Source organism: Umezakia ovalisporum Ak1311 (assembly GCF_029891685.1).
Taxonomy (GTDB): Bacteria; Cyanobacteriota; Cyanobacteriia; order Cyanobacteriales; family Nostocaceae; genus Umezakia; species Umezakia ovalisporum.
This window is the reverse complement of sequence record NZ_JANQDJ010000051.1, coordinates 43052-63808: the sequence shown is the minus strand read 5'-3', so window position 1 is coordinate 63808 and position 20757 is coordinate 43052. Positions and strand designations below refer to the sequence as shown.

Sequence of the window (20757 nt, the reverse complement as noted above, 5' to 3'; positions counted from 1 at the left end):
ATATTGTAAGGTTTTACAAACAAGTTTTCAAAGAGCGTAGCAATAAAGCAATGACAACCTCTGGATTTTCTAGATGGGGTAATATTCCTGTGTTTGCCATGGCATAAAAAGCTCTAATTGCGGTGGTATTCAAATTTGCTAAACGTCGCCCTAACTTGATGGTAGTAAATTGTGCTTTCTCTCCCCACAATATCACCGTGGGAGTTTTTAGTTGCCGTATGTACAAACTCAAATCAAAATAAAGGTCTCCCCGCAAAAATGCCAAAGCGGAAAACTTAGCATTAGGCTGTTGTGCAGAAGTTAAATAAGCTCTCACGATTTCTGTAGAGACTCGTTCTGGTTTAGCGAACAGAAAGTTTTGCAAAAAATTTGTGACAGCAATTTCATTTTCTGCACCCAAGGTATAAATTAAACTACCCAATAACGGCGAATTAATAATCGGTAATGGTAATCTTCGTCCCGCCCCCTGACCAAAGTCATCAAATCCAGAAGGACAGACTAAAAACAAGCTGCGAAATAAATGAGGATCACTAATAGCCAGACGGATAGCCAAAGCAGCTGTGAAAGAAGAAGCCACCACTGTTACTGGTTGGCCACAAGTTTGGGTAATGAACTCCAGGGTAGTTGTGAGATAGTCCCTGATTTGATAATCCCGCACTGGATGAGCAGACTCTCCCCAACCAATTAAATCGGGTGCTAATACTTGATGTGTAGCTGCAAAAGCCGGATACACCTTGGACCATTCAAATGCAGAAGCCCCACCGCCAAAGTTATGTAGAAACAATAGGGGTGGTAAATCTTGAGTATCCGCACTTAACCAGGGTGCAGTGGTTTGGGTGTAGTAAACCATTGGGCCTAGAGATGTATGAATAACTTTATGCCCAAAACCGGGAGGTTGAAACTCAAGCATAAATTTGTACAAAATTTCAGGTTTACACAACTTAAATTAACTATTAGGGGTTATATGAACCAGTGTATCGAGTTGATCACCAGTAATTTTATATGCCGTCCCGAAACCAATGATAAAACGGCCAGTGTGAGGAGTTAACCGGAAAATCCGAAAATCAGGTAAGTCATGCAAAACATGAATAATTTCGCCAAAACGTTCTTTAAATAATGCCACAATTTCATGCCAGCTTTGAGTTTCGCGTTCAATCAAAGTAGCTGTACAATCAAAATTCAGTCGCCGACGGGCAAAAATTTGCTGAGTTTGAGATTCATCATCAATAAATAAAACACTCACATGAGGATTGACGTGCAAATTTTGAGTATGAGTTGCTAGACCACTAACGTAGATATAGATGCTTTTAGCATCATCTATGACGCAAGGAGCGTAACTGGCATTGGGTATTCCAGCCTGACTAACAGTGCTAATCATTACGCTTTTAAATCCTTGGGTGAAAGTTTCATACTCAGCTTGAGCTTGTTCAATTTTGGACATAGGTAAGTCTTATTTTAATACCAACACTTGATTATGGACACTTAGTTATTTTATGTCCACTACTGGCAATATATCGAAAGCAGGTGTTATTCAATATATAGCTCAACAAAAAGGTTAAATTGTTGTCGCTTTTAAGGTACAGATAACCTTCATTCCTTTAAAAGTGCTGGGGTGGTGGGTGCTGGACTCGGTTCGGTTATGATGTACGTAAAAGCAAACAATGATGAGGACGCAATTGTGGCTGACAAAAATCGTTCTCAATGGGACGTGGTTAGGTTTATCGATACTTTAACCTATTTCGAGGTGTTTCCCTGTCTTAACTGGGTCAAGCGGTTAATTCAAGGTCGTTTCCACGAGGATCAAAAACCGGATGGAGGAAGAAATGTGGGTGTAATACTGGTAGCAGGTGCGACGGGTGGAGTGGGAAAACGAGTTGTACAACGACTGCTGCAACAAGGAAATAAAGTTCGCGCCTTGGTGCGAGATATTGAAAAAGGACGGACAATTCTTGGTAATGAGGTTGACTTAGTAGCTGGGGATATCACTAAACCAGAAACATTAAATTCAATGGTGATGAGCAATATCCAAGCCGTGATTTGTTGCACCGCAGTGCGTGTACAGCCAGTAGAAGGCGACACACCAGATCGAGCTAAATATAACCAAGGTGTGAAATTTTATATGCCAGAAGTTGTTGGGGATACTCCCGAAAATGTAGAATATCAAGGTGTGAAAAACTTGGTGACAGCTGCGGCGAAATATTTACCTCCAGCCAATGAAAAACTGATATTTGATTTTACTCATCCCTCGGCTGAATTAAAAAATGTTTGGGGTGCAGTGGATGATATTGTTATGGGTGGTGTGAGTGCCAGTAATATACAATTTTTAGAAAATACGGCTGTGTTTGCTGGTAATGTTTCTACGGCTAACTCTGGCGGATTTGCGTCTATTAGAACCAAGAATTTTTACCCTTGCTTTAATTTATCTGCTTACCCAGGTGTAGAGTTACGTGTGAAAGGTGATGGTCAGCGTTACAAACTGTTTTTACGAACAGATACAAAATGGGATGGGGTTGGTTACAGTTATTCTTTTGACACCGTAGATAATACTTGGATCACTGTTCGTGTTCCTTTTTCAGATTTAATTCCAGTGTTTCGCGCCAAGGTGGTGCAAAATTGTCCCCCCATAAATACTAGTCAAGTTTCGTCATTTCAATTGATGTTGAGTAAATTTGAATATGATGGGGCTTTAAATCCCAAGTTTTCACCAGGTGGTTTTGCTTTACAAATTGAATCCATTAAAGCTTATGGCGGGGAGACTTTTCCCAGGTTTGTCCTTGTCAGTTCCGCTGGGGTAACTCGTCCGGGAAGACCTGGGATTAATTTAGATGAAGAACCACCAGCTGTGAGATTAAATGACCAGTTGGGAGGAATCTTAACATGGAAATTGAGAGGGGAAGATAGTTTAAGATCCAGTGGGATTCCTTACACCATTATTCGACCTTGCGCTTTGACTGAGGAACCAGGTGGTAAGGAATTAATCTTTGAGCAAGGTGATAATATGAGAGGCAAAATTAGCCGTGATGATGTAGCTGAAATTTGTGTGCGATCGCTACACCAATCAAATGCCTGTAATATCACTTTAGAAGTGAAAGCAGGAGAAAATAGTGGTAATGATATGAATTGGTATCAGCTATTTTCCCATTTACAACCAGATCAATAAATACAGGAAAAGCAGGATAGGAAGACAGGGATACTGAAAACAAAAAAACTTTCCCACTTCCCACCTTCTTAAAGGAGTTAATCTAATGTTGCGCCGATTAATTTTAGCCGGGATAGTAGTAATTGTTGTTTGGACGGGCTTATTCTCTCACCCGGCGGTATCACAGCAAATTGAGTCTCGCTTTAACAATTTAGTAGCAGATTTCCATCGTTTTGAATCGCGGTTAAATAAAGTAGAGTCTAAGTTGAGTGGAACTGGTCAACTTTCATCAGCAAGAACGTATCTGACACCACCACAGTCAAGTGATACCCAAGGTAACTTGTCTCACCAAGAGCAAATGTTTGAGCGCTTGGCTACTTTATTGGTGGAATTAAAGCAACAAGTTAATCAATTAGAGAAGAAAGTTGCTGAACTAGAATCGCGGTAATAAGTTCGTTTTTCCATCGCCAAAATTTGCAGTGTTTTTGTTTGGCAGAAATAGACTCATTACCGCTATTTAGGGCTTTTTATATGTATTATTTCGTGCTTTTCGCTATCCTATTACTGGTAGCGGGTTTTCTACCCTTGGACAGTTAATTTGCCAACCATACCAGCACCACGGTGAGGTTGACAATAGAAAGTGTAATCACCAGCAGGTGCGTCTGCGGGAATTACCGTTTTGTAGGTTTGACCAGGAATCATCATCAATTTAGTGTTGGAGAGACTTTTTGCAAAATCGCTCTCTGGCTCGAAGACAACGTTATGGGGAGGAACTTTGTTGTTCACCCACTCAATTGTGTCCCCTGGTTTAACTGTCAATTTTTTAGGTTCAAATGCAAGCAAACCTTTGTCAGTACCTAGTTTTACCTTGTAGGTGTCAGCTGAAGCGCTGGGTGTGAAAATAGCAAAGCTGCTAACAACTAAAAGAACTGTTAACACTGCTAAAGCAAAACGTCTCCGGCTTGCGGCAAACAATTTCATGGCCTTGTCCTAACTATATTTTTACTTTTCACTACTTATTCTAAATAAAATTTAGCCCAAAGTATGACAATATGTCGTAGATAAAATTTTTTTTTTACAATTGTGGGCAAATCATTAGCAAACCTTTCGGCATGGAGGTAATTATCACCCAAGACACACCCAAGTGTTTATGGGTAAAATGCCCATAATTTCTTTGACAGTTGTTTAACCCACCATGTTGACATTTTTTACCCGTCCCTGAGCCTCCCCAACAGGGGAGGAGGAACAGCTTTGGTTATAATGCGGGCTTTAGAACCCCAATTTACAGATGGGGAAGGAAGTGTAGTGAGGTTAGGTGCAGGCAGTTTTAATGGCGAGGAATGAGAAATGGGGCTGGGGATCAATCCAAAATCTAAAATCCAAAATTAATTCTGGAATTAGTGATCTTTGAGGAGATTAGTAATAAATCTTACCCCCTCCCCACTTTATACCAACCACTTTGGGTTCTAGTAGAATATGACCAGCGATGGCTACTAAGTCATCTTCTGTCATATTTCTCATTTCTGTGAAAATATCTGCACTCTTCAGGCTGGGGTGTAACTCAGAAATTTCCACTTCTCCATCATAGGTAGTGGGATTTTTCATGTAATCCACCAATCCTTCAATGTTATCCCGCTTTGGTCTTGCCAGTGCGAGAGTTTCTGGATCTAGTCCCACGTTTTGGTTGGTCTTGGTAACACCGCCTGCATGACATTGAGCACAGGCGAATTGAAACAAGCGTTTACCTTCTTTTACTTGTTTAAGACTGAGTACAACTTGGTCACCCTGATCATTTAATGGCACTGTTCTGGTAGCTTCGTCTAGTTCTAGTGCTGTCGCGCTACCCACAAGGAGCTGAAACGTCAGCAAAATGGTAGCAACAACAACGCCAATTAGTGTTCTAAACATGTTTCCCCTTAAAGATTTTGACGCTAAACACAGCTAATAAAGCGATGCTCAATCTCCATGTTGCTAATGACAGCTATGGTTGTTGCCATTAGCTCAAGCCTGAAATAGCCCTTGGTAGGACTTAGGTCTCTTTCTGTGAGTTCCCAGTGACTTTTAGGTAGGTTTCCGACAATATGTGGAAAATAATTACCTATGCATCTTCTAACACCAAATCTTTCTTTTGGTGCTTATTGGCAATTTTTAGTTGGTTATGCAGAGAAAACATTATTGCTACAGTAACACTGTAGTCTGTTGCCATCTCTGCGCTCAGTAGGTTTATAAAACCCATAATAGTGATTAACTGACAGATAGAGATTGAGTCGCTGTAATACCAATATCATGTTCAGTGTGCAATTTGTTGTCCAAATATGGTTACCGTTGAAGTGGGGATAAAACACTAATAAGTCAATATAGACTTAATATTATGTAATATAAGGATTCAGGGTTTAATTACAATGCTATTAACCTTTTCCTCCTGTAAATGTGGCACTTTGAATAAAGTAGCGGTTGAAGAACGCATAAATAGCTAAAGCAGGCAAGGTAAATACCATAGCAGCAGCCATAATGTAGTTCCAATAGCTGATGTATTGACCTTTAAAGCTGTTTAGCCCCAAAGGTAGGGTAAACATTTCTGGCTCAAACAAAATCACGATGGGAAGTAAAAAATTATTCCAACTACTCATGAACACGAAAACCGCTTGTGCAGCCAATGCAGGCTTTGCTAGAGGTAAGACAATATAGCGAAAAATCTCTAATGTATTTAAACCATCTAGTTGAGCAGCTTCCTCTAGTTCTTTAGGAAAATTTACAAAAAACTGCCGCATCATAAAAATGAAAGTGGCATTGACCATGGTAGGAACAATCATACCCTGGTAGGAATTTAGCCAGCCAATGGCTTTCAAAATCAAAAATGTGGGAATCAGGGTGATTTGTATTGGTACTGCAAGCAGTGCCAAAATAAAAAAAAACCACAGGCGTTTACCCACAAAACTCAGCCTAGCGAGGGCATACCCTGCCATTGAATTAAATAGCAAATTTAACCCGGTCACGCTCACAGCAATGACAACACTGTTGAAGAACCAACGCCAAAATAGAGGTTCTTGCACAAATATCTGTCTGTAATTATCAAGAGTAAAATTCTTGGGTAACAAATTTAATTCGCCACTGATAATCTCCGATAACGGTTTAAAGGACGCTGAAAGCGCCCACAGGAAAGGAACCAAGGTGACGACTGCATAAACAGTTAACACAAGGTACAAAAGCACTTTTAGCCAAGGTAAGCGGGAAATATTAGTCATCTTCCGGTACTTTTTCACTAACTAAAGTTAACAAATACATAAGTTGAGATTCTCTTTCAACGAAGGTGCATCAACAAATGCCTCAAGCCAAGTGTTTTCGGTGCCTTTCGGCGATTTTATTGTGAGGGAAAATTAGCAAATCAAGAGCTAGTTAATTTCCTTCGCCTCCAAAAATTCGTTGCTGAATGACAGTTACACTGATAATGATTGCTGCCAGCAAAAAAGCGATGGCCGCAGCATATCCCATCTGTAAATTGCGAAATACAGCTTGGTAAATTAGTAGTACGACAGTCAAGGTGGCGTTGTTTGGCCCGCCAGTGCCGGCAGAAAAAATGTATGACTGGTCAAAAAGTTGAAAAGTGCCGATTATGCCAATAGCCACAACAAAAAAAGTGACAGGTTTAAGGATGGGAATGGTGATATGGATAAACTGTTGCCACCAGTTTGCTCCGTCCAATGCTGCTGCTTCGTAGAGCTTTTGGGGGATATCTTGCAAAGCTGCCAAGTAAATCACCATATAAAATGGTGCAGTTGACCAAATATTCATGAGCATAATACCTTTGAGGGCTACAGATGGGTCGCCCAACCAGTTATAAGTCGGTAGTCCCACAAAAGCGAGAAGATTATTTAGTAGTCCATCGGTGTTATAAATCCACATGAATATCAGAGTTAGCACGGCTGAAGATGTCACTGTGGGTAAAAAGAACAAGATACGCCATGAGTTTTTGCCACGCACACCAGAATTGAGGGTTACAGCCAGCAATAAAGCTAAAATAGTTTGACTGGGAACAACAACTGCCACATATTCTGCTGTATTTCTCAAAGCAATACCCACTCGTTCATCTTCAACTAAACGGGTGAAATTGCCAAGGCCAATGAAATCGTACTCAATACCGCCTAAAAGTTGGACTTTGTGCAGGGAAAGAAAAACCGCGTAAACTATCGGTAGAATGACGAAACATCCCAAAACTAATATCATGGGCAATATAAAGATATACCCGCTCAGAGTTTCGCTTATATTCCATCTCGGGTTGATTCGCCGTCTATAAATTTCCATTACAATTCGGCCTCCACATCATCCAATGCAATTACGAAATTGTAGGTCGGGTTGTAGCTCCCTTCCGGAAAAATATTATGTAGTGAAACCCAACAGAGCTATTCAAATATATTTTGCTATGTTGAGAAATAAGTCTTTTTTGGTGCGGGCTAACCTGAACCAGTAGCTGTAAAAAAAATAATCGAAAATTTTCGTCTCCAAAACCTTGTCTACCCTGGCTTTGAAGCTTTTTTCATCACTTTTGCCAGATGTAATTTTGAGATAATTTTTTCAATGCTACTCTTGACAACCTTATGCCTGAAAAGCTACGGATTTGTCGGCAGGCAAATCTGTAACTTAAAATTAAATACATTAATGCTTCCTGCTCTGGACAGTTAAGATTACAGATAATCCCTATCAGGGGCTGAAACTAAGGGGGAATCCATCTAAATCTCGCCCCTGGGGTGATTTGCCTGGGGTAGTTTACCGGAAAACGAGCTAAAGCCCCTGGGTTTAGACATGAGTGCGACCCCTTCCCTCGAAGGGACACTAAACAGCCAAAGCTAGTTGGTTAAACCCAGTGTCCCAGAGCAGCAACTTAATGCAGATGCGGCGGAACAAGAACGTCATACCAATTGCCATGTCATTTTCTCCCCCGCACCCAAAGGTACAAGCCCAGATTCCATAAATGGAACTTCATCAGGAACGCGCCAACTCGTTTTGGACAAGGTAATTAGTTCTGTATTACGCGGCAGTTGATAGAAATCTGGGCCATGGAAGCTAGCGAAGGCCTCCAGTTTATCCAAAGCTTTCACGCTTTCAAATGCTTCGGCATACAACTCAAGGGCATGGAGAGCAGAAAAGCATCCCGCGCAGCCACAGGAACTTTCTTTGCTGGTGCGGGTATGGGGAGCGCTATCGGTACCTAGAAAAAACTTCGGATTCCCCGATGTTGCCGCTTGCAACAAAGCCTGACGATGCTCCTCCCGTTTCAAAATGGGCAGGCAATAAAAATGCGGGCGAAAGCCGCCTTTGAACAGGGCATTACGGTTAAATAACAAATGTTGTGGCGTAATTGTGGCGGCGATGGTGTTGGCAGATAGGACATATTGCACCGCATCGGAGGTGGTGATATGCTCAAGGACCACCCGCAGGTTGGGAAATCGCTGCTTGAGGGGGATTAAATGTCTCTCGATAAACACCTTCTCGCGATCAAACGTATCAACCTCGTTATCGGTCACTTCACCGTGCAATAATAACGGCATTTCCAACTGCTGCATCACTTCAAAGACACCATCGCATTTCCGAATATCTGTCACACCGGAGTCAGAATTGGTGGTTGCACCGGCTGGGTAATACTTGACCGCTTTGATAAACTGGGATTTTTTACCCCGGAGAATCTCGTCGGGGTTGGTGTTGTCGGTGAGGTAAAGCGTCATCAATGGCTCAAACTGTTGCCCCTCTGGAATGGCGGCGAGGATGCGATCGCGATAGGCTAATGCATCTGCCACCGAGCGGATAGGGGGCTTCAGGTTAGGCATGATGATGGCACGGGCAAACTGACGCACCGTGTAGGGCAGAACAGCTTTCAGTGCTCCACCGTCCCGGAGATGCAGATGCCAATCGTCGGGTCGGGTAATGGTAAGCTTTTGCATCCTCTGATTATAAACGGTAACAGATGATAATTTATCCTAGTTCCTCTGTCTGTATATCCGCAATTGCCCAAGCATTTTCCAACGATTCTCCTTTCAGATAACGTTTTAGTGTATCCGTCACCAACTTATTGAGATTCACCCTCGTTTTTGATGAAGTTAGCTACCCACGTACACACTAAAACTACCCTATCGCCTGTGTCGGTTGCGTAAGTATTAAGAAAGAGCCAAAATTCCATGAAAATATTGCTAATGGTAGAAAAGAATTTCATTAGAAAATAGCACATCAACTTTGTGATACTGCTCAAGCTATCTTTGTAGAGAATTTGAGTTTAGTTGGTTTGTCTAGAGGAATACTCGCAAAGCACTGTCTAGATCTTGCATAGGTACAATTATTTCACATTCTGGAGCAGTGTTGTTTCAAAAGTGGTGTGTATTTCCAGAAAGTATATGGTAGAAAGACTTCTCAAATTTGCCCTATGTACAATGGAAATGGGTAAAAACAGTTGTGGAGAGCCTATTCATGGTTGTGAAAATTGTGGCCATACAACTGACGGGGATGTTGCAGCCGCTCAAGTAGTTCTCATTAGAGGACGAAGCCCGTCGGACAGACGGTGAAGATCCTTGGTGTTAGCAAAGCAGAGTGTTACCGCCAGTAAGTTCACTGGAATCCTTTTGAAACAAGAATCCCCTGGCTTCTAACTGTGGAGACTGTCAATCCCTAGTGCGTATCTGGCGATTGGCGGCATTCTCGGCTCGTACCATAGCTGATTGTAAAGGTTGTTGCCCAAGTAAGGCACTAATAAATTGATTATCAAAATTGTTAGCGATGGTTGCCGGATATTTACCTATCTGCCATGTTGTCCCATAATCGATACCAGCCACGAGTGGCGATCGCAGGGGGTCTTGGTCATAACCTAATTGTGCCGCTACGGATGTTCGCGTAGGCAATGCAAAACCTGTACCAGTCCATTTTGCCATTCCTTCCTTGCCAGTGAGATAAGAAATCAACTCCCAGGCTGTGGCTTTATGTTGTGACTGTTTATTCATTACATAGGCAACAGTAAACACCATAGTACCTTTTTTGTCATTAATAGTAGGCACTTCTGCGGTAGCAAACTCCAAATCCGGAAAAGTCGTTTCTAAGTAAGGAATAGCCCAATTACCGTCAATTACCATTGCTACCCTGCTTTGACCAAACATTTCCGTACCTGAATTAGTACCGACATCAGTAGCTTGGGCAGAAGTGCCGTCTTTTTGATACTGGTCAATTACCAACTGCAATCCCTGCAAAGCTTCGGGAGTAGCAAAAGCAGCATTACCATTTTCATCAACTACTTTTCCCCCAAAAGCAGTAATTTTGTAAGCTTGATTACTCAACTGTGGTGTTACTCCAAAGCCGTATTTACTGAGTTTCCCCGTCAAAACTTTTGAGTAGGTGCGTAATTCATCCCAATTACTGGGGGGACTGCTTAAACCTGCCGCTGCAAAAGCCTTTTGATTATAAAATAAAGCCAGAGTAGAATAGTCCTTGGGAAGACCATAGATATTATCTTTGTACTTAAAATTATCCAGCAAACCTTCCTCAAAGTCCTCTAGGTCAAATTCGGGAGTAATATAAGTATTTAAGGGTTCTAGAAGGTTCTGGCTCATCAAGAAAGGGGCTTCTACAGATTCCAAATAGAAGACATCAGGAGCAGCTTCCCCAATCAAGCGGGTAGTGAGCACATCCATATATTGGTCAGAAATCACCTCATATTTGACCTTGATATGTGGATGCTCTAACTCAAAGTCTTGTAGTAACTGTTTTAATAATTTTTGTTCTATGGGATTACCAGCCCAACCACTTAGTTTAATAGTGACGGTGGTATTTGTCTGGTTTGACAATGGGAAATTTTGGTAGCTGATCACAGCGATGGCCATGGCCATTAGCAGTCCAAAAAATTGCACCCAGGTTTTTTTGACCACAACATATAAAAGTATCTTTACTCTCAGTTATATCCTTTGGGTCTGTAAATTTATATTTAAATAATTTATATTTTTGTTGAGAAATGTAATACCAAGTGACAAATAAAGAAATAATTATTACCAAAATTTAGTTACGAATTAGTTACAAAATTGCATTTCCTCAATAGATGGACTCATGGCGGGGTGTGCTACCCCTAAACATAAGTTATGACTTCTGTTAATTTTAAAACAACCGTAGTAAATCTGGAAATTACCCAAATTACCGCATTGCCAAGAGTGCTTGCTCCCACTCCTCGCCCTAGCAAAAATGCGATTCGTACGAGTTTAAAAGCCTCAACTCTAGATGCGGTGTTTGCAGCAGTTTTTTCCCTCACTACTAGCGGAATTTTGTTGAGTAATTTTCTAGTAGAATTAGATGCCAGTCCAGTAGTATTTGGGTTACTATGCTCAATTCCAATGCTAGTAAATATCATTCAACCCTTGGGCGCTTACCTATCAGAACGTACTACCAGCCGCTTTCAGTATTCTCTAGGAACTCATGGTATTGGTAGGTTACTGTGGGTCATTTTAGTTATAGGTATTGCAGGGTTGACCTGGGGAGGTTGTAATCAGCATCAACTAGTGATATTGACACTATTAATCCTTTTTTTGAGCCATCTTTTAGCGGGACTAGGAAGTGCATCTTGGCTTAGTTGGCTAGCAATGATAGTTCCCCGAAAGTTGCGAGGTAGGTATTTTGGGATACGCAATAGTGCGGCAAGTTTGACAAATTTGCTTTGTTTGCCTTTAGCGGGTTTAGCAGTGTCACATTGGCGGGGCGGAACTTTACAAGGTTATGGCTTAGTACTATTCATAGGTATTGTCTTTGGAATTGTGGGATTGGGATGCCAATATTTTAAAGTTGATGTAAATCCACAATTACAGAATACTGTTTGCAATTACCCTGTCCAAAATGAATTTAATAGTGAATTAATTTGCTCATCAAAAAACACTCCCCTACAGAACCAACTAACAAGCAAAATTTGGAAAAACTCTAACTTCTTGATATTTTTGGTTTATTTCAGCTGTTGGATGTTTGCGGTTAATCTCAGCGCCCCTTTTTTTACTCTGTATATGCTAGATACCTTGGATTTAGATATCAGTTGGGTATCACTATATAACAGTTTACAAGCAGGGGCAAATTTATTGATGCTGATTTTGTGGGGAAAATTGGCAGACAGAATTGGTAATCGTCCTATTTTAATATTTGTGGGGATTTTAGTTGCCATCACACCACTTTTGTGGTTAGGAATTGGTAGCAAATTCCTTGATGTTTGGCTATGGATACCAATATTACATATTTTACTTGGATGCACTGGAGCAGCCATGGATTTGTGTAATAATAATGTGCAGTTGGAAATTGCACCAATTCAAAATCAGTCGATTTACTTTGCCATGGCAGGTGCTATTGCTGGGGCTGGCGGTGCTTTAGGTACAACCATTGGCAGCTTGATGGCACAATTTACTAATTGTGGCGGCTTACTGGGATTATTTGCCTTATCTAGCTTGTTCCGCCTAATAGCACTTGTACCGCTCATATTTTTGCGGGAGTGACGAACTTGGCAGTGGGAACTGGGGAAATGAAAAAGGATTGTTCCAATTCCCAATTCCCAATTCCTTATTTTGTAGCTATTCAGCTGCTGTGGAACTCAAAGTCATGGTTTCCCATAGCACCATAGAATGTGTAGTCGGTATGGGTTGGTGCAGAGCAATTAGCTGGGCCAAAGTTGTCTTTAATTGCGTGCGGGGTACAATGTCATCTACAAAACCGTGTTTTAACAAATCTTCTGCAGTTTGAAAATCTTCTGGCAATTTTTCTCGCAGGGTTTGCTCAATCACTCGCCGACCTGCAAAGCCAATGGTTGCTTTCGGTTCTGCAATAATAATATCTCCCAACATGGCAAAACTAGCAGTGACACCTCCTGTGGTAGGATTTGCCAATACGGGAATGTATAGTAGTCTAGCTTGACGATGACGTTCTAATGCGGCGGAAATTTTAGCCATTTGCATTAAGGAAAGCATTCCTTCTTGCATTCTCGCCCCACCAGAGGTACAGACAATCACCACAGGATAACGTCGCTGAGTTGCTTGCTCAATCAAGCGGGTAAGTTTTTCTCCTACCACAGAACCCATACTACCACCCATAAAGCGGAAATCCATTACACCAAGGGCAATGGGCAAACCGTCGATTTGACCCAAACCCGTTTTCACTGCGTCTACTAACCCAAGTTTGGCCTCCATTTCCCGCAGGCGTTCGCCATAGGGTTTGCGATCCCGAAATTGTAGGGGATCAGTTGGGCGCAAATGCTCATCTATTGGTTGCCAGGTGTTGGTATCTATCAACTGGCGTATACGCTCGTCGCTATCCACTCGATTATGATGTCCACATTCAACGCAGACCATCAGGTTAGCTTTCAGGTCTTTTGCATAGGATAACACGCCACATTTCGGACACTTATGCCAGAGCCCATCAGCTATTTCCCGTTCTTGGCGTTCTAAATTAGTAGATCCTGATTTCCGTCGATTTGCAAACCAATCTAACAGAGACTTTAAACCACGTGATTCTTCGTTGTTTGCCATTTTTATCTTTTTTTTAATTGGATATGAGGTTGAAAACGTATCTAGTCACTATGGGATGCCGAGGTAAAAAAGTTTTCAGTCCAGAGCAAAGAGTTATAACTCTTGTAACCTACGCTTTCAAAGTCTCCATATTTGCTCTTGTACAAATGCAAATAACACCCCATTTTGACTTTTGATTCTTGACTACATCTCAAATTACGCTTGTCAGCAGTTTAGACCTTATTTTGCATCATTGCTTGCCAGCTTAACGAAAATGCTGATGTCAACACAAGTCTTTTGCTAACCTGAATTGTGTAAAATGATTACCCCAGTCAAGGTCATTGAAACATCAACCCCTAAATAAGAAGCATTTTCTTCAACCCAACGGGAACCATTCGCCCCAATAAATCATTCCTGTTACTAGTTTGTAAACTTGGTGTCTACACTTGTGCTTGAATTAATCTTCTCCCCTGGGGAGAAGGGTCTTACTCAGGCTAGAGCGGCTATATAGACACACTTATACTTGCCAATGGTTATTCTTTATTAAGAGCGTGATACCAGTTACAAGCTAATTTTACCAAAAGCTAAAACAGACATGGGGTAATGACCGCTACAAACACAGGATTAGAGACTGAGGATTAAGGCTAAAATGCTTGATCACCTTGACATAACGCCAATAGCCAGATCTAAAAAGTCCAGTCACCTATTGTGAAAATAGAAATGTGCAATCTCTAAAACATGATAAAAAATTACACCAGTTATCCCCTCTACCACAGGATAACGGATACAAATCTGAGTTTTAGAATCACAGCATTGCCCTCTTAACCATAATCATTCCAGCCCAGGGAAATGATCCTCAGCTTTGAGCTGGTTTAAACAACGAGGACATTGAGAAGGCAGCCATAAAGCAGATAACCTCGCCTGTAACGGATAAGCTACAAGATTAATCGAGCTGTGAATAGATGCACCCAACAACAAAAAATCACAACAAAAAACCAATGATACTCGCCGGGACGACCATCAAAACATCGATGTAATCTTTTGTCATTTTTATATACTACTGTGCAGTTTTGTTTCTGGTTTTCCACAGAAATCTCAAGACATTTTCAGAGCGTATACATCTGTGACAAAAGTTAATTAATGATTAATGACTAATACATATGTGATTCAATTTGACTTAATGTTATGAAACATTCTTGGGGTAAAAGTACTGGTTGGTTAGTAAAAATCACTTTACCCCGTAAAGTAATGTGATTAATTGCTACTCCTGAAGGCCTTCCAGCTATTTCAGGATGTACCTCACAGTGGATATAGTAAATCTGCCCGGCTGCTCTGATTAAGGCTGGATCAATCAAAGGAGATTGGTTTTTAGAGGCAGTAAATTTGGCTTGTTCTTGTCGTAATGCTTGCACTATCGACTGTTCTATAATTACTAGACTTGTATTTAGTTTATCGGATAGAGTCAGAAAATGTTGCCAAAATGCCAAATTTTAGATGAATGTTATGCCTTTTCCATGGCTGTCATTAGTGATTGACCCATTGCACGACAACCTAAAAGATTCATGCCAGGGGACATAATATCACCTGTGCGATGGCCTTGTGCCAAAACTTGCAGGACAGCCTGTTCTATCTTTTCCGCGGCTTTTGGCTCATTTAAACCGTAGCGTAACATCATGGCCGCACTCAAAACCTGAGCTAGAGGATTAGCTTTATCCTCTCCGGCAATATCAGGTGCGGAACCGTGGACTGGTTCAAATACACCAGGGCCAGAAGCACCCAAACTAGCAGAGGGTAACATACCGATACTACCAGTTAGCATGGCAGCTGCATCCGAGAGAATATCACCAAATAAATTTCCAGTGACAATAGTATCAAACTGCTTAGGAGCTCGTACCAGTTGCATAGCCGCGTTATCCACGTACAAGTGAGATAACTCCACATCGGGATATTCTCGGGCTAGTTGAGTCATGCGATCGCGCCACAACTGAGATACTTCCAAGACGTTGGCTTTATCAACGGAACAAAGTTTTCCACCTCGTTTCCGGGCTGCTTCAAAGGCTACTCGCCCAATGCGATCAATTTCTGATTCTGTGTAAACCATTGTATTGATACCGCGTTTCTCTTTGGTATCAGTGGTAAAAATTCCCTTGGGTTTACCAAAATAAATACCACCAGTAAGTTCGCGCACCACCATAATATCTACGCCTTCCACTACTTCCCGTTTTAAAGTAGAAGCATCAATTAATTGGGGCAAAATTTGCGCCGGGCGGAGATTGGCAAATAATCCCAGTCCTGCACGGAGTCCTAACAATCCTGCTTCTGGGCGTGAATTGGATGGTAAGGAATCCCACTTATAACCACCAATAGCAGCCAGTAAGACGGCATCACTGTGGCGGCAAGTATCTAGAGTTACAGATGGTAGAGGTTCTCCTGTAGCATCAATTGCAGCGCCGCCAATCAGAGCTTCTGAAAATTCAAATTGAATATCAAATTGTTTACCTACAACTTTGAGCACATCTACCGCCACAGCCATAATTTCAGGGCCAATGCCATCGCCGGGGAGTAGGGTAATGCGGTAGTTCTGGGTCATACTAAATTTTTATGAGGTAAATGCTTGTAGATCAAATATCATACTAAATTTGAACAGGACTCGATGAGATTTTATTGATGTTGCGTAAAACCCCATCCCGTTGTGGGTGGGGATGTAGGCACAGCGAAATACCCCTTATTTTGCACTATCCAAGATATTCAAATGACCCAGAAGAAGAAAGTGAACCTTAGCTAGACATTTATTTGTTACAAGGAATTAGCGGGAGCGTGAAAGCCCCTGAGTTAATCGCTACATTCAGATCCCTATCCATGGAGTGTCCAGAACTTCCGTGGATGCTTGTCTATTTATCTGTCAATTATAAGAAAATCGAGGGAGCCAAAACCACCGAGATGATCTACTTTTGGTTGTGAGTGACAAAAAGATGTAAACCCAGCAGTAAATGTTCCCAATCCAGCAAAAAATAGGGGAGGGCATCCCCGTTCCCCTAGCGTGCCGTCAGGCATATTAACGCTACAGGAGTTGAAGCCTCTACTTTCCCTAGCCTAAGCCTGGTTGACCAAGTTTTGACGGTGAATGTAGAATTTATTAGCCTTTAGGCAGGGGAGTGTCAAGAATTACCCTCTCTACCAATTCCACATCACAGGATTTTCATCGAGATGGTGAGTAACAGTGGATCCAATGGTATCAATTTCTGCTAATTCTTCCCTAGAAAGTTGAACATCAACAGCGTGGGCGTTGTCTTGTGCTTGTTCGGGATAACGTGCTCCCGCGATGGCGCTTGTTTGGGGTTGGGCAATTAACCAAGCCAATGCCAACTGAGCCAAGGTACAATTATGACGAGCCGCCATGGGACGGAGTTTTTCTACAGCTTCGTGAGCTCGTGCAAAGTTTTCCCCTTGAAACAACTTATTTTTAGCACGGTTATCTCCTGGGTCAAATTTATGACCAGGGGCAAATTTTCCTGTTAACAATCCTTGGGCTAAAGATGAATACGCCAAGATAGAAATGTTATTCTCAATACAATAGGGCATGGCATCCTTTTCTACCTGTCGCCAAAATAAGGAATAAGGAGGCTGTAAGCTATCAATACGTCCATACTGTGCAGCTTCCGCCAGTTGATCACAAGAAAAATTAGAAACACCAATGGAGCGAATTTTTCCTTGTTGTTTTAGTTGATTCAAAGCCGCCATAGTTTCTTCAATAGGGACTATTTCAGTATTGAAAGACCCAGCAGGCCAATGTATCTGGTAAAGGTCGATGTAGTCAGTTTTGAGGTTTTTTAATGAGCGATGGCAAGCTGCAATAACTAAATCATACTTGAGATGATTGGCAAAAACTTTGGAAGCATACTCTACGCGATCGCGAACATCAGATAAAGCTGCGGCTATGATTTGCTCAGAATGTCCTTCCCCGTACATTTCCGCAGTATCAATTGTGGTAATACCAGATGCAAAGGCGGCTCGGATAGTTTTAATCGAATCATTATCCTCAATTCCCGTCCACATTACCTTGCCTGCTTGCCAAGTCCCCATGATAATAGGTGTAATTTGGATATCTGATGTCCCCAATCTTCGCTTTTCCATGATGCCTTCCTAGTGAGTATTTATGAATATTTATATTCCTTGTCTAGATCATATTTACCAATTAAACTAAGTTGCTCAATCACCCAACCGACTCATTTCCAAAACCCTAGGTGAGAGACATATACACCACTTCCTACCTACTCGATTGAATGTAAATCATTAACTGGAACCAAGGAACAATACCCAGAATTAAAAAGTGTCCATTCTCCGGTATTGCAACAAACACCGAGGGGAGGGGCCCATTAGCCGGGTAAATTCATTCCTTGTCTGATTTGTCATGAGTCAAAACAAATAATCTGATGCTGTAATTTTTGCCTAAATGGTAGTTATTGTTACATACATTCACAAAAACCACAGTTACCATGAGAAAAATCTTGTTCACACAGTAGTAACAATTACCTAATCTAATAAAATCATTGAGGATAGAAAAAGGTAAAAAACAAATATTTGCTTTAACCTCATTCCCCGAAGGAAACCATTAATTACTACCCATTACCAACTAAATAACTTTGGTCTTTTATTACAACACAGAATCAATCAAACATTTGTGACATTGGAATTACCAATTACACAAGTAGTGATGGGATAAAAAATTATCCCACACCACCGAGGCGGATGTTGACAAAATTCTGCCAATATGCAAATAAGCCAAACTTAAAGGAGTTTGCCATGGAACGTCAAATGTGCTGGTTATCAAAGTCTAGCGGCGATGGAGAGAAAATTTTGCATTTGCAAGCAGCGCCCAATCAACCTTGGCGGCCCTACACAGCTTTTCCGCAATTTGCAGTACCCGACTATCAAGTTCCCGGTGGTTCTAAAGGTTGGGCAACTTATCAAAAACTTCTCAAAGCAGGCTGGACTTTAGTACCTAGTGCAAGGGCAAATGAGTTTAGCAGCAGCTATGCAGAATCAATTAGAGTAATCCCTAATTGACAGATAAATAGACAAACATCTACACCTATAGACGCACCTCATGAGTTTGGTGCAAAAATCCCTGTGTCAGTCAAAACATTGCAAAGATTTGATGTATCAGGAAAACTTCCTGCTAAAAAAACTTGATCAACACATCGTTTTTACACTGAAAATGAAAAAATCTACCACTGTGGAAGTTGTGGACATTCCATGGCTAGGGATATGAACACGGCGATTAACTCATGGCGTTTTCCTAGAGCGGGAAAGCTTACTGAGGGACGAATGCAAAATGTCAAATGGCAGATTAGAAACTTACAGGCCTCTGGGGAAACCTTCACCACGAGGGTCGGCGGCTGCTTCTAAATCTCCATCTGCGGTGACAGCGATGGCATTAGCATTACCCCAAGAGTCACTTTCCTTGATATTGTGTCCACGACGGCGCAACTCTTGCAAGGTGAGGGTGTCCAAACCCCAACGTTCCACGCGTAACTGGTCGGGTAACCACTGGTGATGTATGCGCGGGACAGAAAGGGCTGCACCGATATCCATATCGTGCTCTAACACATTGAGGATAATTTGTAGTACCTGAGTAATGATGGTGCTACCACCAGGGGTTCCCAACGCCAAGCGGAGACGACCATTCTCAGTGATAATTGTGGGAGTCATGCTAGATAAGGGAGTTTTCCGAGGTGCGATGGCATTAGCTTCGTTACCCACTAAACCAAAAGCATTGGGTACTCCCGGAGCAATGGCAAAATCGTCCATCTCGTTGTTGAGGACAATTCCCGTCCCTGGTGTGACTACACCTGCGCCAAAGTTTAGATTAATAGTGAAAGTCAGACTCACAGCATCACGTTGCTCATCAACAACAGTGAGATGGCTTGTTTCAGTCGATTCACTTCCGAGGAAAGAATGGGAAGTAGGGAAAGAACGTAAATCACCGGGTTTCACCTCTGTTGTAGGTTTAGCTCTTTCCATATCAATTTGTTGACGGCGTTTTTTTGCATAGGATGGGCTGATCAGTTGAGCTACGGGGACTTTGATAAAATCAGGGTCGCCTAAATATTCTGAGCGATCAGCATAGGCAATTTTCATTGCTTCCACCATTAAATGCAACCCATCAGGATGATGCCACCCCAAAGATTTTAAATCAGTGTCACCGATGATGTTCAACATCTGCAATAAATGTACACCTCCCGATGAAGGTGGGGGCATTGAGCAGATTTTAGCTTGGCGGAACTGGCCACAAACCGGAGTTCGCCAAATTGGTTTGTAGGCTTTGAGGTCTTGTAAAGTGATTAAACCACCGTTTTTCGCCATGTCAGAAGCGATCGCCCGGGCAATATTTCCGGTATAAAAACTTTGGGGATAGCGAGCAATTTCTGTTAAAGTCCAGGCCAAGTCACGTTGTACTAGTCTTTCTCCTGGCTGATAAAAATCACCGTCACGAGTAAAAATTTTTCGCATCCCTGGATTATTCAGCATCGTCTCCAGACGTGTTTGGTGGTCGGTGAAATAATTAGGGGATAATACACTTCTGAGAATAAAGCCATGTTGAGCGAGTGCGATGGCAGGTTTTAGAACTTCTGACCAAGGTAACTTACCATAACGACGATGCACTTCATACATACCTGCCACTGTTCCTGGTGTCGCCACTGCTAAATAGCCAGTTACACTCCCATGAGGACGCACCTTACCTTCTCCATCCAAGTACATATCTTTTGTTGCTTTCAGGGGGGCGCGTTCCCGAAAATCCAGGGCTTTGATCTCACCAGTCTTCCCAGAGTGGATCAACAAAAATCCCCCCCCGCCAATTCCTGCCGAAAAAGGCTCAACTACAGAAATAGCAAAAGTCGTAGCCACAGCCGCATCAACAGCATTACCACCTTTGCGTAACATGGTAATTCCTGCGTCACTTGCTAGAGGATGAGCTGAAACCACCATTCCCTTTTTACTGCCTAGGGGTGAGGTAATACTGGCTAATGCAACTTGGCTGTAAAAGACAATGCCAAGAGAGAAAATGGTAAATACAACCTGCTTAGATTTGGTTTTAATAGCCATTTATCTAGTTTA

The 20757-nt window shown here is 41.9% G+C and carries 17 protein-coding genes and 1 pseudogene; 4 read left to right on the top strand and 14 right to left on the bottom strand.

The window, feature by feature from the left end:
- Positions 1–13: 13 nt before the first annotated feature.
- Together NWP25_RS09800 and NWP25_RS09795 are read right to left on the bottom strand one after the other, a co-directional pair.
- Positions 14–910 (bottom strand): alpha/beta fold hydrolase, encoded by an 897-nt coding sequence (locus NWP25_RS09800; protein ID WP_280652007.1) that lies wholly within the window; start codon positions 908–910, stop codon positions 14–16.
- A 36-nt stretch (positions 911–946) separates the two neighbouring features.
- Entirely contained in the window at positions 947–1441 is a 495-nt protein-coding gene (locus NWP25_RS09795; RefSeq protein WP_280652006.1) for a HugZ family pyridoxamine 5'-phosphate oxidase, read from the bottom strand.
- Between the two features lie 237 nt (positions 1442–1678).
- On the opposite strand from NWP25_RS09795, the gene NWP25_RS09790 reads away from it, so the two are divergent.
- Positions 1679–3160 (top strand): CIA30 family protein, encoded by a 1482-nt coding sequence (locus NWP25_RS09790; protein ID WP_280652005.1) that lies wholly within the window; start codon positions 1679–1681, stop codon positions 3158–3160.
- 85 nt (positions 3161–3245) lie between these two features.
- Entirely contained in the window at positions 3246–3587 is a 342-nt protein-coding gene (locus tag NWP25_RS09785) for a hypothetical protein (RefSeq protein ID WP_280652004.1), read from the top strand.
- A gap of 131 nt (positions 3588–3718) precedes the next feature.
- On the opposite strand, the gene petE is transcribed toward NWP25_RS09785, so the two are convergent.
- From petE to NWP25_RS09755, 6 genes are all read right to left on the bottom strand, one after another.
- On the bottom strand, positions 3719–4120 hold the full coding sequence (gene petE / locus NWP25_RS09780; protein ID WP_280699287.1) for a plastocyanin: 402 nt from the start codon (positions 4118–4120) through the stop codon (positions 3719–3721).
- A 435-nt stretch (positions 4121–4555) separates the two neighbouring features.
- Positions 4556–5047: a photosystem II cytochrome c-550 gene (gene psbV, locus NWP25_RS09775; protein ID WP_280657491.1), complete on the bottom strand. Its 492-nt coding sequence runs from the start codon at positions 5045–5047 to the stop codon at positions 4556–4558.
- Between the two features lie 500 nt (positions 5048–5547).
- Positions 5548–6384, bottom strand: coding sequence for a carbohydrate ABC transporter permease (locus NWP25_RS09770; protein ID WP_280652001.1), 837 nt, complete (start codon positions 6382–6384; stop codon positions 5548–5550).
- A 151-nt stretch (positions 6385–6535) separates the two neighbouring features.
- Positions 6536–7441 carry a carbohydrate ABC transporter permease gene (locus NWP25_RS09765; protein WP_280699285.1) on the bottom strand — a complete coding sequence of 302 codons (906 nt, stop codon included), beginning with the start codon at positions 7439–7441 and terminating at the stop codon, positions 6536–6538.
- A gap of 605 nt (positions 7442–8046) precedes the next feature.
- Positions 8047–9075 carry a dihydroorotase gene (gene pyrC, locus NWP25_RS09760; protein ID WP_280651999.1) on the bottom strand — a complete coding sequence of 343 codons (1029 nt, stop codon included), beginning with the start codon at positions 9073–9075 and terminating at the stop codon, positions 8047–8049.
- 711 nt (positions 9076–9786) lie between these two features.
- Positions 9787–11001, bottom strand: a complete 1215-nt coding sequence (locus NWP25_RS09755; RefSeq protein WP_280652018.1) for an ABC transporter substrate-binding protein — start codon at positions 10999–11001, stop codon at positions 9787–9789.
- 246 nt (positions 11002–11247) lie between these two features.
- Between NWP25_RS09755 and NWP25_RS09750 the strand changes: the two genes are divergently transcribed.
- Positions 11248–12633 carry an MFS transporter gene (locus tag NWP25_RS09750; RefSeq protein ID WP_280651998.1) on the top strand — a complete coding sequence of 462 codons (1386 nt, stop codon included), beginning with the start codon at positions 11248–11250 and terminating at the stop codon, positions 12631–12633.
- A 75-nt stretch (positions 12634–12708) separates the two neighbouring features.
- On the opposite strand, the gene accD is transcribed toward NWP25_RS09750, so the two are convergent.
- The 5 genes and pseudogenes from accD to NWP25_RS09725 form a co-directional block, all read right to left on the bottom strand.
- Positions 12709–13659 (bottom strand): acetyl-CoA carboxylase, carboxyltransferase subunit beta, encoded by a 951-nt coding sequence (gene accD, locus NWP25_RS09745; protein WP_280651997.1) that lies wholly within the window; start codon positions 13657–13659, stop codon positions 12709–12711.
- A 678-nt stretch (positions 13660–14337) separates the two neighbouring features.
- Positions 14338–14610 (bottom strand): annotated as a pseudogene (locus tag NWP25_RS09740) (prepilin peptidase).
- 179 nt (positions 14611–14789) lie between these two features.
- A complete protein-coding gene (locus tag NWP25_RS09735; RefSeq protein WP_280652017.1) occupies positions 14790–15050 on the bottom strand; it encodes a hypothetical protein in 261 nt (86 codons plus the stop codon).
- 89 nt (positions 15051–15139) lie between these two features.
- Entirely contained in the window at positions 15140–16228 is a 1089-nt protein-coding gene (leuB, locus tag NWP25_RS09730) for a 3-isopropylmalate dehydrogenase (protein ID WP_280651996.1), read from the bottom strand.
- 584 nt (positions 16229–16812) lie between these two features.
- Positions 16813–17772 (bottom strand): aldo/keto reductase, encoded by a 960-nt coding sequence (locus NWP25_RS09725; RefSeq protein ID WP_280651995.1) that lies wholly within the window; start codon positions 17770–17772, stop codon positions 16813–16815.
- A gap of 669 nt (positions 17773–18441) precedes the next feature.
- Between NWP25_RS09725 and NWP25_RS09720 the strand changes: the two genes are divergently transcribed.
- Positions 18442–18705 (top strand): hypothetical protein, encoded by a 264-nt coding sequence (locus tag NWP25_RS09720; RefSeq protein WP_280651994.1) that lies wholly within the window; start codon positions 18442–18444, stop codon positions 18703–18705.
- A 291-nt stretch (positions 18706–18996) separates the two neighbouring features.
- On the opposite strand, the gene ggt is transcribed toward NWP25_RS09720, so the two are convergent.
- Positions 18997–20745 (bottom strand): gamma-glutamyltransferase, encoded by a 1749-nt coding sequence (gene ggt, locus NWP25_RS09715; RefSeq protein ID WP_280651993.1) that lies wholly within the window; start codon positions 20743–20745, stop codon positions 18997–18999.
- Positions 20746–20757: the final 12 nt, after the last annotated feature.

Bases quoted from the DNA above. Each gene is read 5' to 3' on its own strand.
- NWP25_RS09725 (WP_280651995.1), bottom strand. From the start codon at position 17,772: ATGGAAAAGCGAAGATTGGGGACATCAGATATCCAAATTACACCTATT.
- NWP25_RS09800 (WP_280652007.1), bottom strand. From the start codon at position 910: ATGCTTGAGTTTCAACCTCCCGGTTTTGGGCATAAAGTTATTCATACA.
- leuB (WP_280651996.1), bottom strand. From the start codon at position 16,228: ATGACCCAGAACTACCGCATTACCCTACTCCCCGGCGATGGCATTGGC.
- ggt (WP_280651993.1), bottom strand. From the start codon at position 20,745: ATGGCTATTAAAACCAAATCTAAGCAGGTTGTATTTACCATTTTCTCT.
- NWP25_RS09795 (WP_280652006.1), bottom strand. From the start codon at position 1,441: ATGTCCAAAATTGAACAAGCTCAAGCTGAGTATGAAACTTTCACCCAA.
- petE (WP_280699287.1), bottom strand. From the start codon at position 4,120: ATGAAATTGTTTGCCGCAAGCCGGAGACGTTTTGCTTTAGCAGTGTTA.
- NWP25_RS09770 (WP_280652001.1), bottom strand. From the start codon at position 6,384: ATGACTAATATTTCCCGCTTACCTTGGCTAAAAGTGCTTTTGTACCTT.
- NWP25_RS09720 (WP_280651994.1), top strand. From the start codon at position 18,442: ATGGAACGTCAAATGTGCTGGTTATCAAAGTCTAGCGGCGATGGAGAG.
- NWP25_RS09785 (WP_280652004.1), top strand. From the start codon at position 3,246: ATGTTGCGCCGATTAATTTTAGCCGGGATAGTAGTAATTGTTGTTTGG.
- NWP25_RS09765 (WP_280699285.1), bottom strand. From the start codon at position 7,441: ATGGAAATTTATAGACGGCGAATCAACCCGAGATGGAATATAAGCGAA.
- NWP25_RS09755 (WP_280652018.1), bottom strand. From the start codon at position 11,001: ATGGCCATGGCCATCGCTGTGATCAGCTACCAAAATTTCCCATTGTCA.
- psbV (WP_280657491.1), bottom strand. From the start codon at position 5,047: ATGTTTAGAACACTAATTGGCGTTGTTGTTGCTACCATTTTGCTGACG.
- NWP25_RS09750 (WP_280651998.1), top strand. From the start codon at position 11,248: ATGACTTCTGTTAATTTTAAAACAACCGTAGTAAATCTGGAAATTACC.
- pyrC (WP_280651999.1), bottom strand. From the start codon at position 9,075: ATGCAAAAGCTTACCATTACCCGACCCGACGATTGGCATCTGCATCTC.
- accD (WP_280651997.1), bottom strand. From the start codon at position 13,659: ATGGCAAACAACGAAGAATCACGTGGTTTAAAGTCTCTGTTAGATTGG.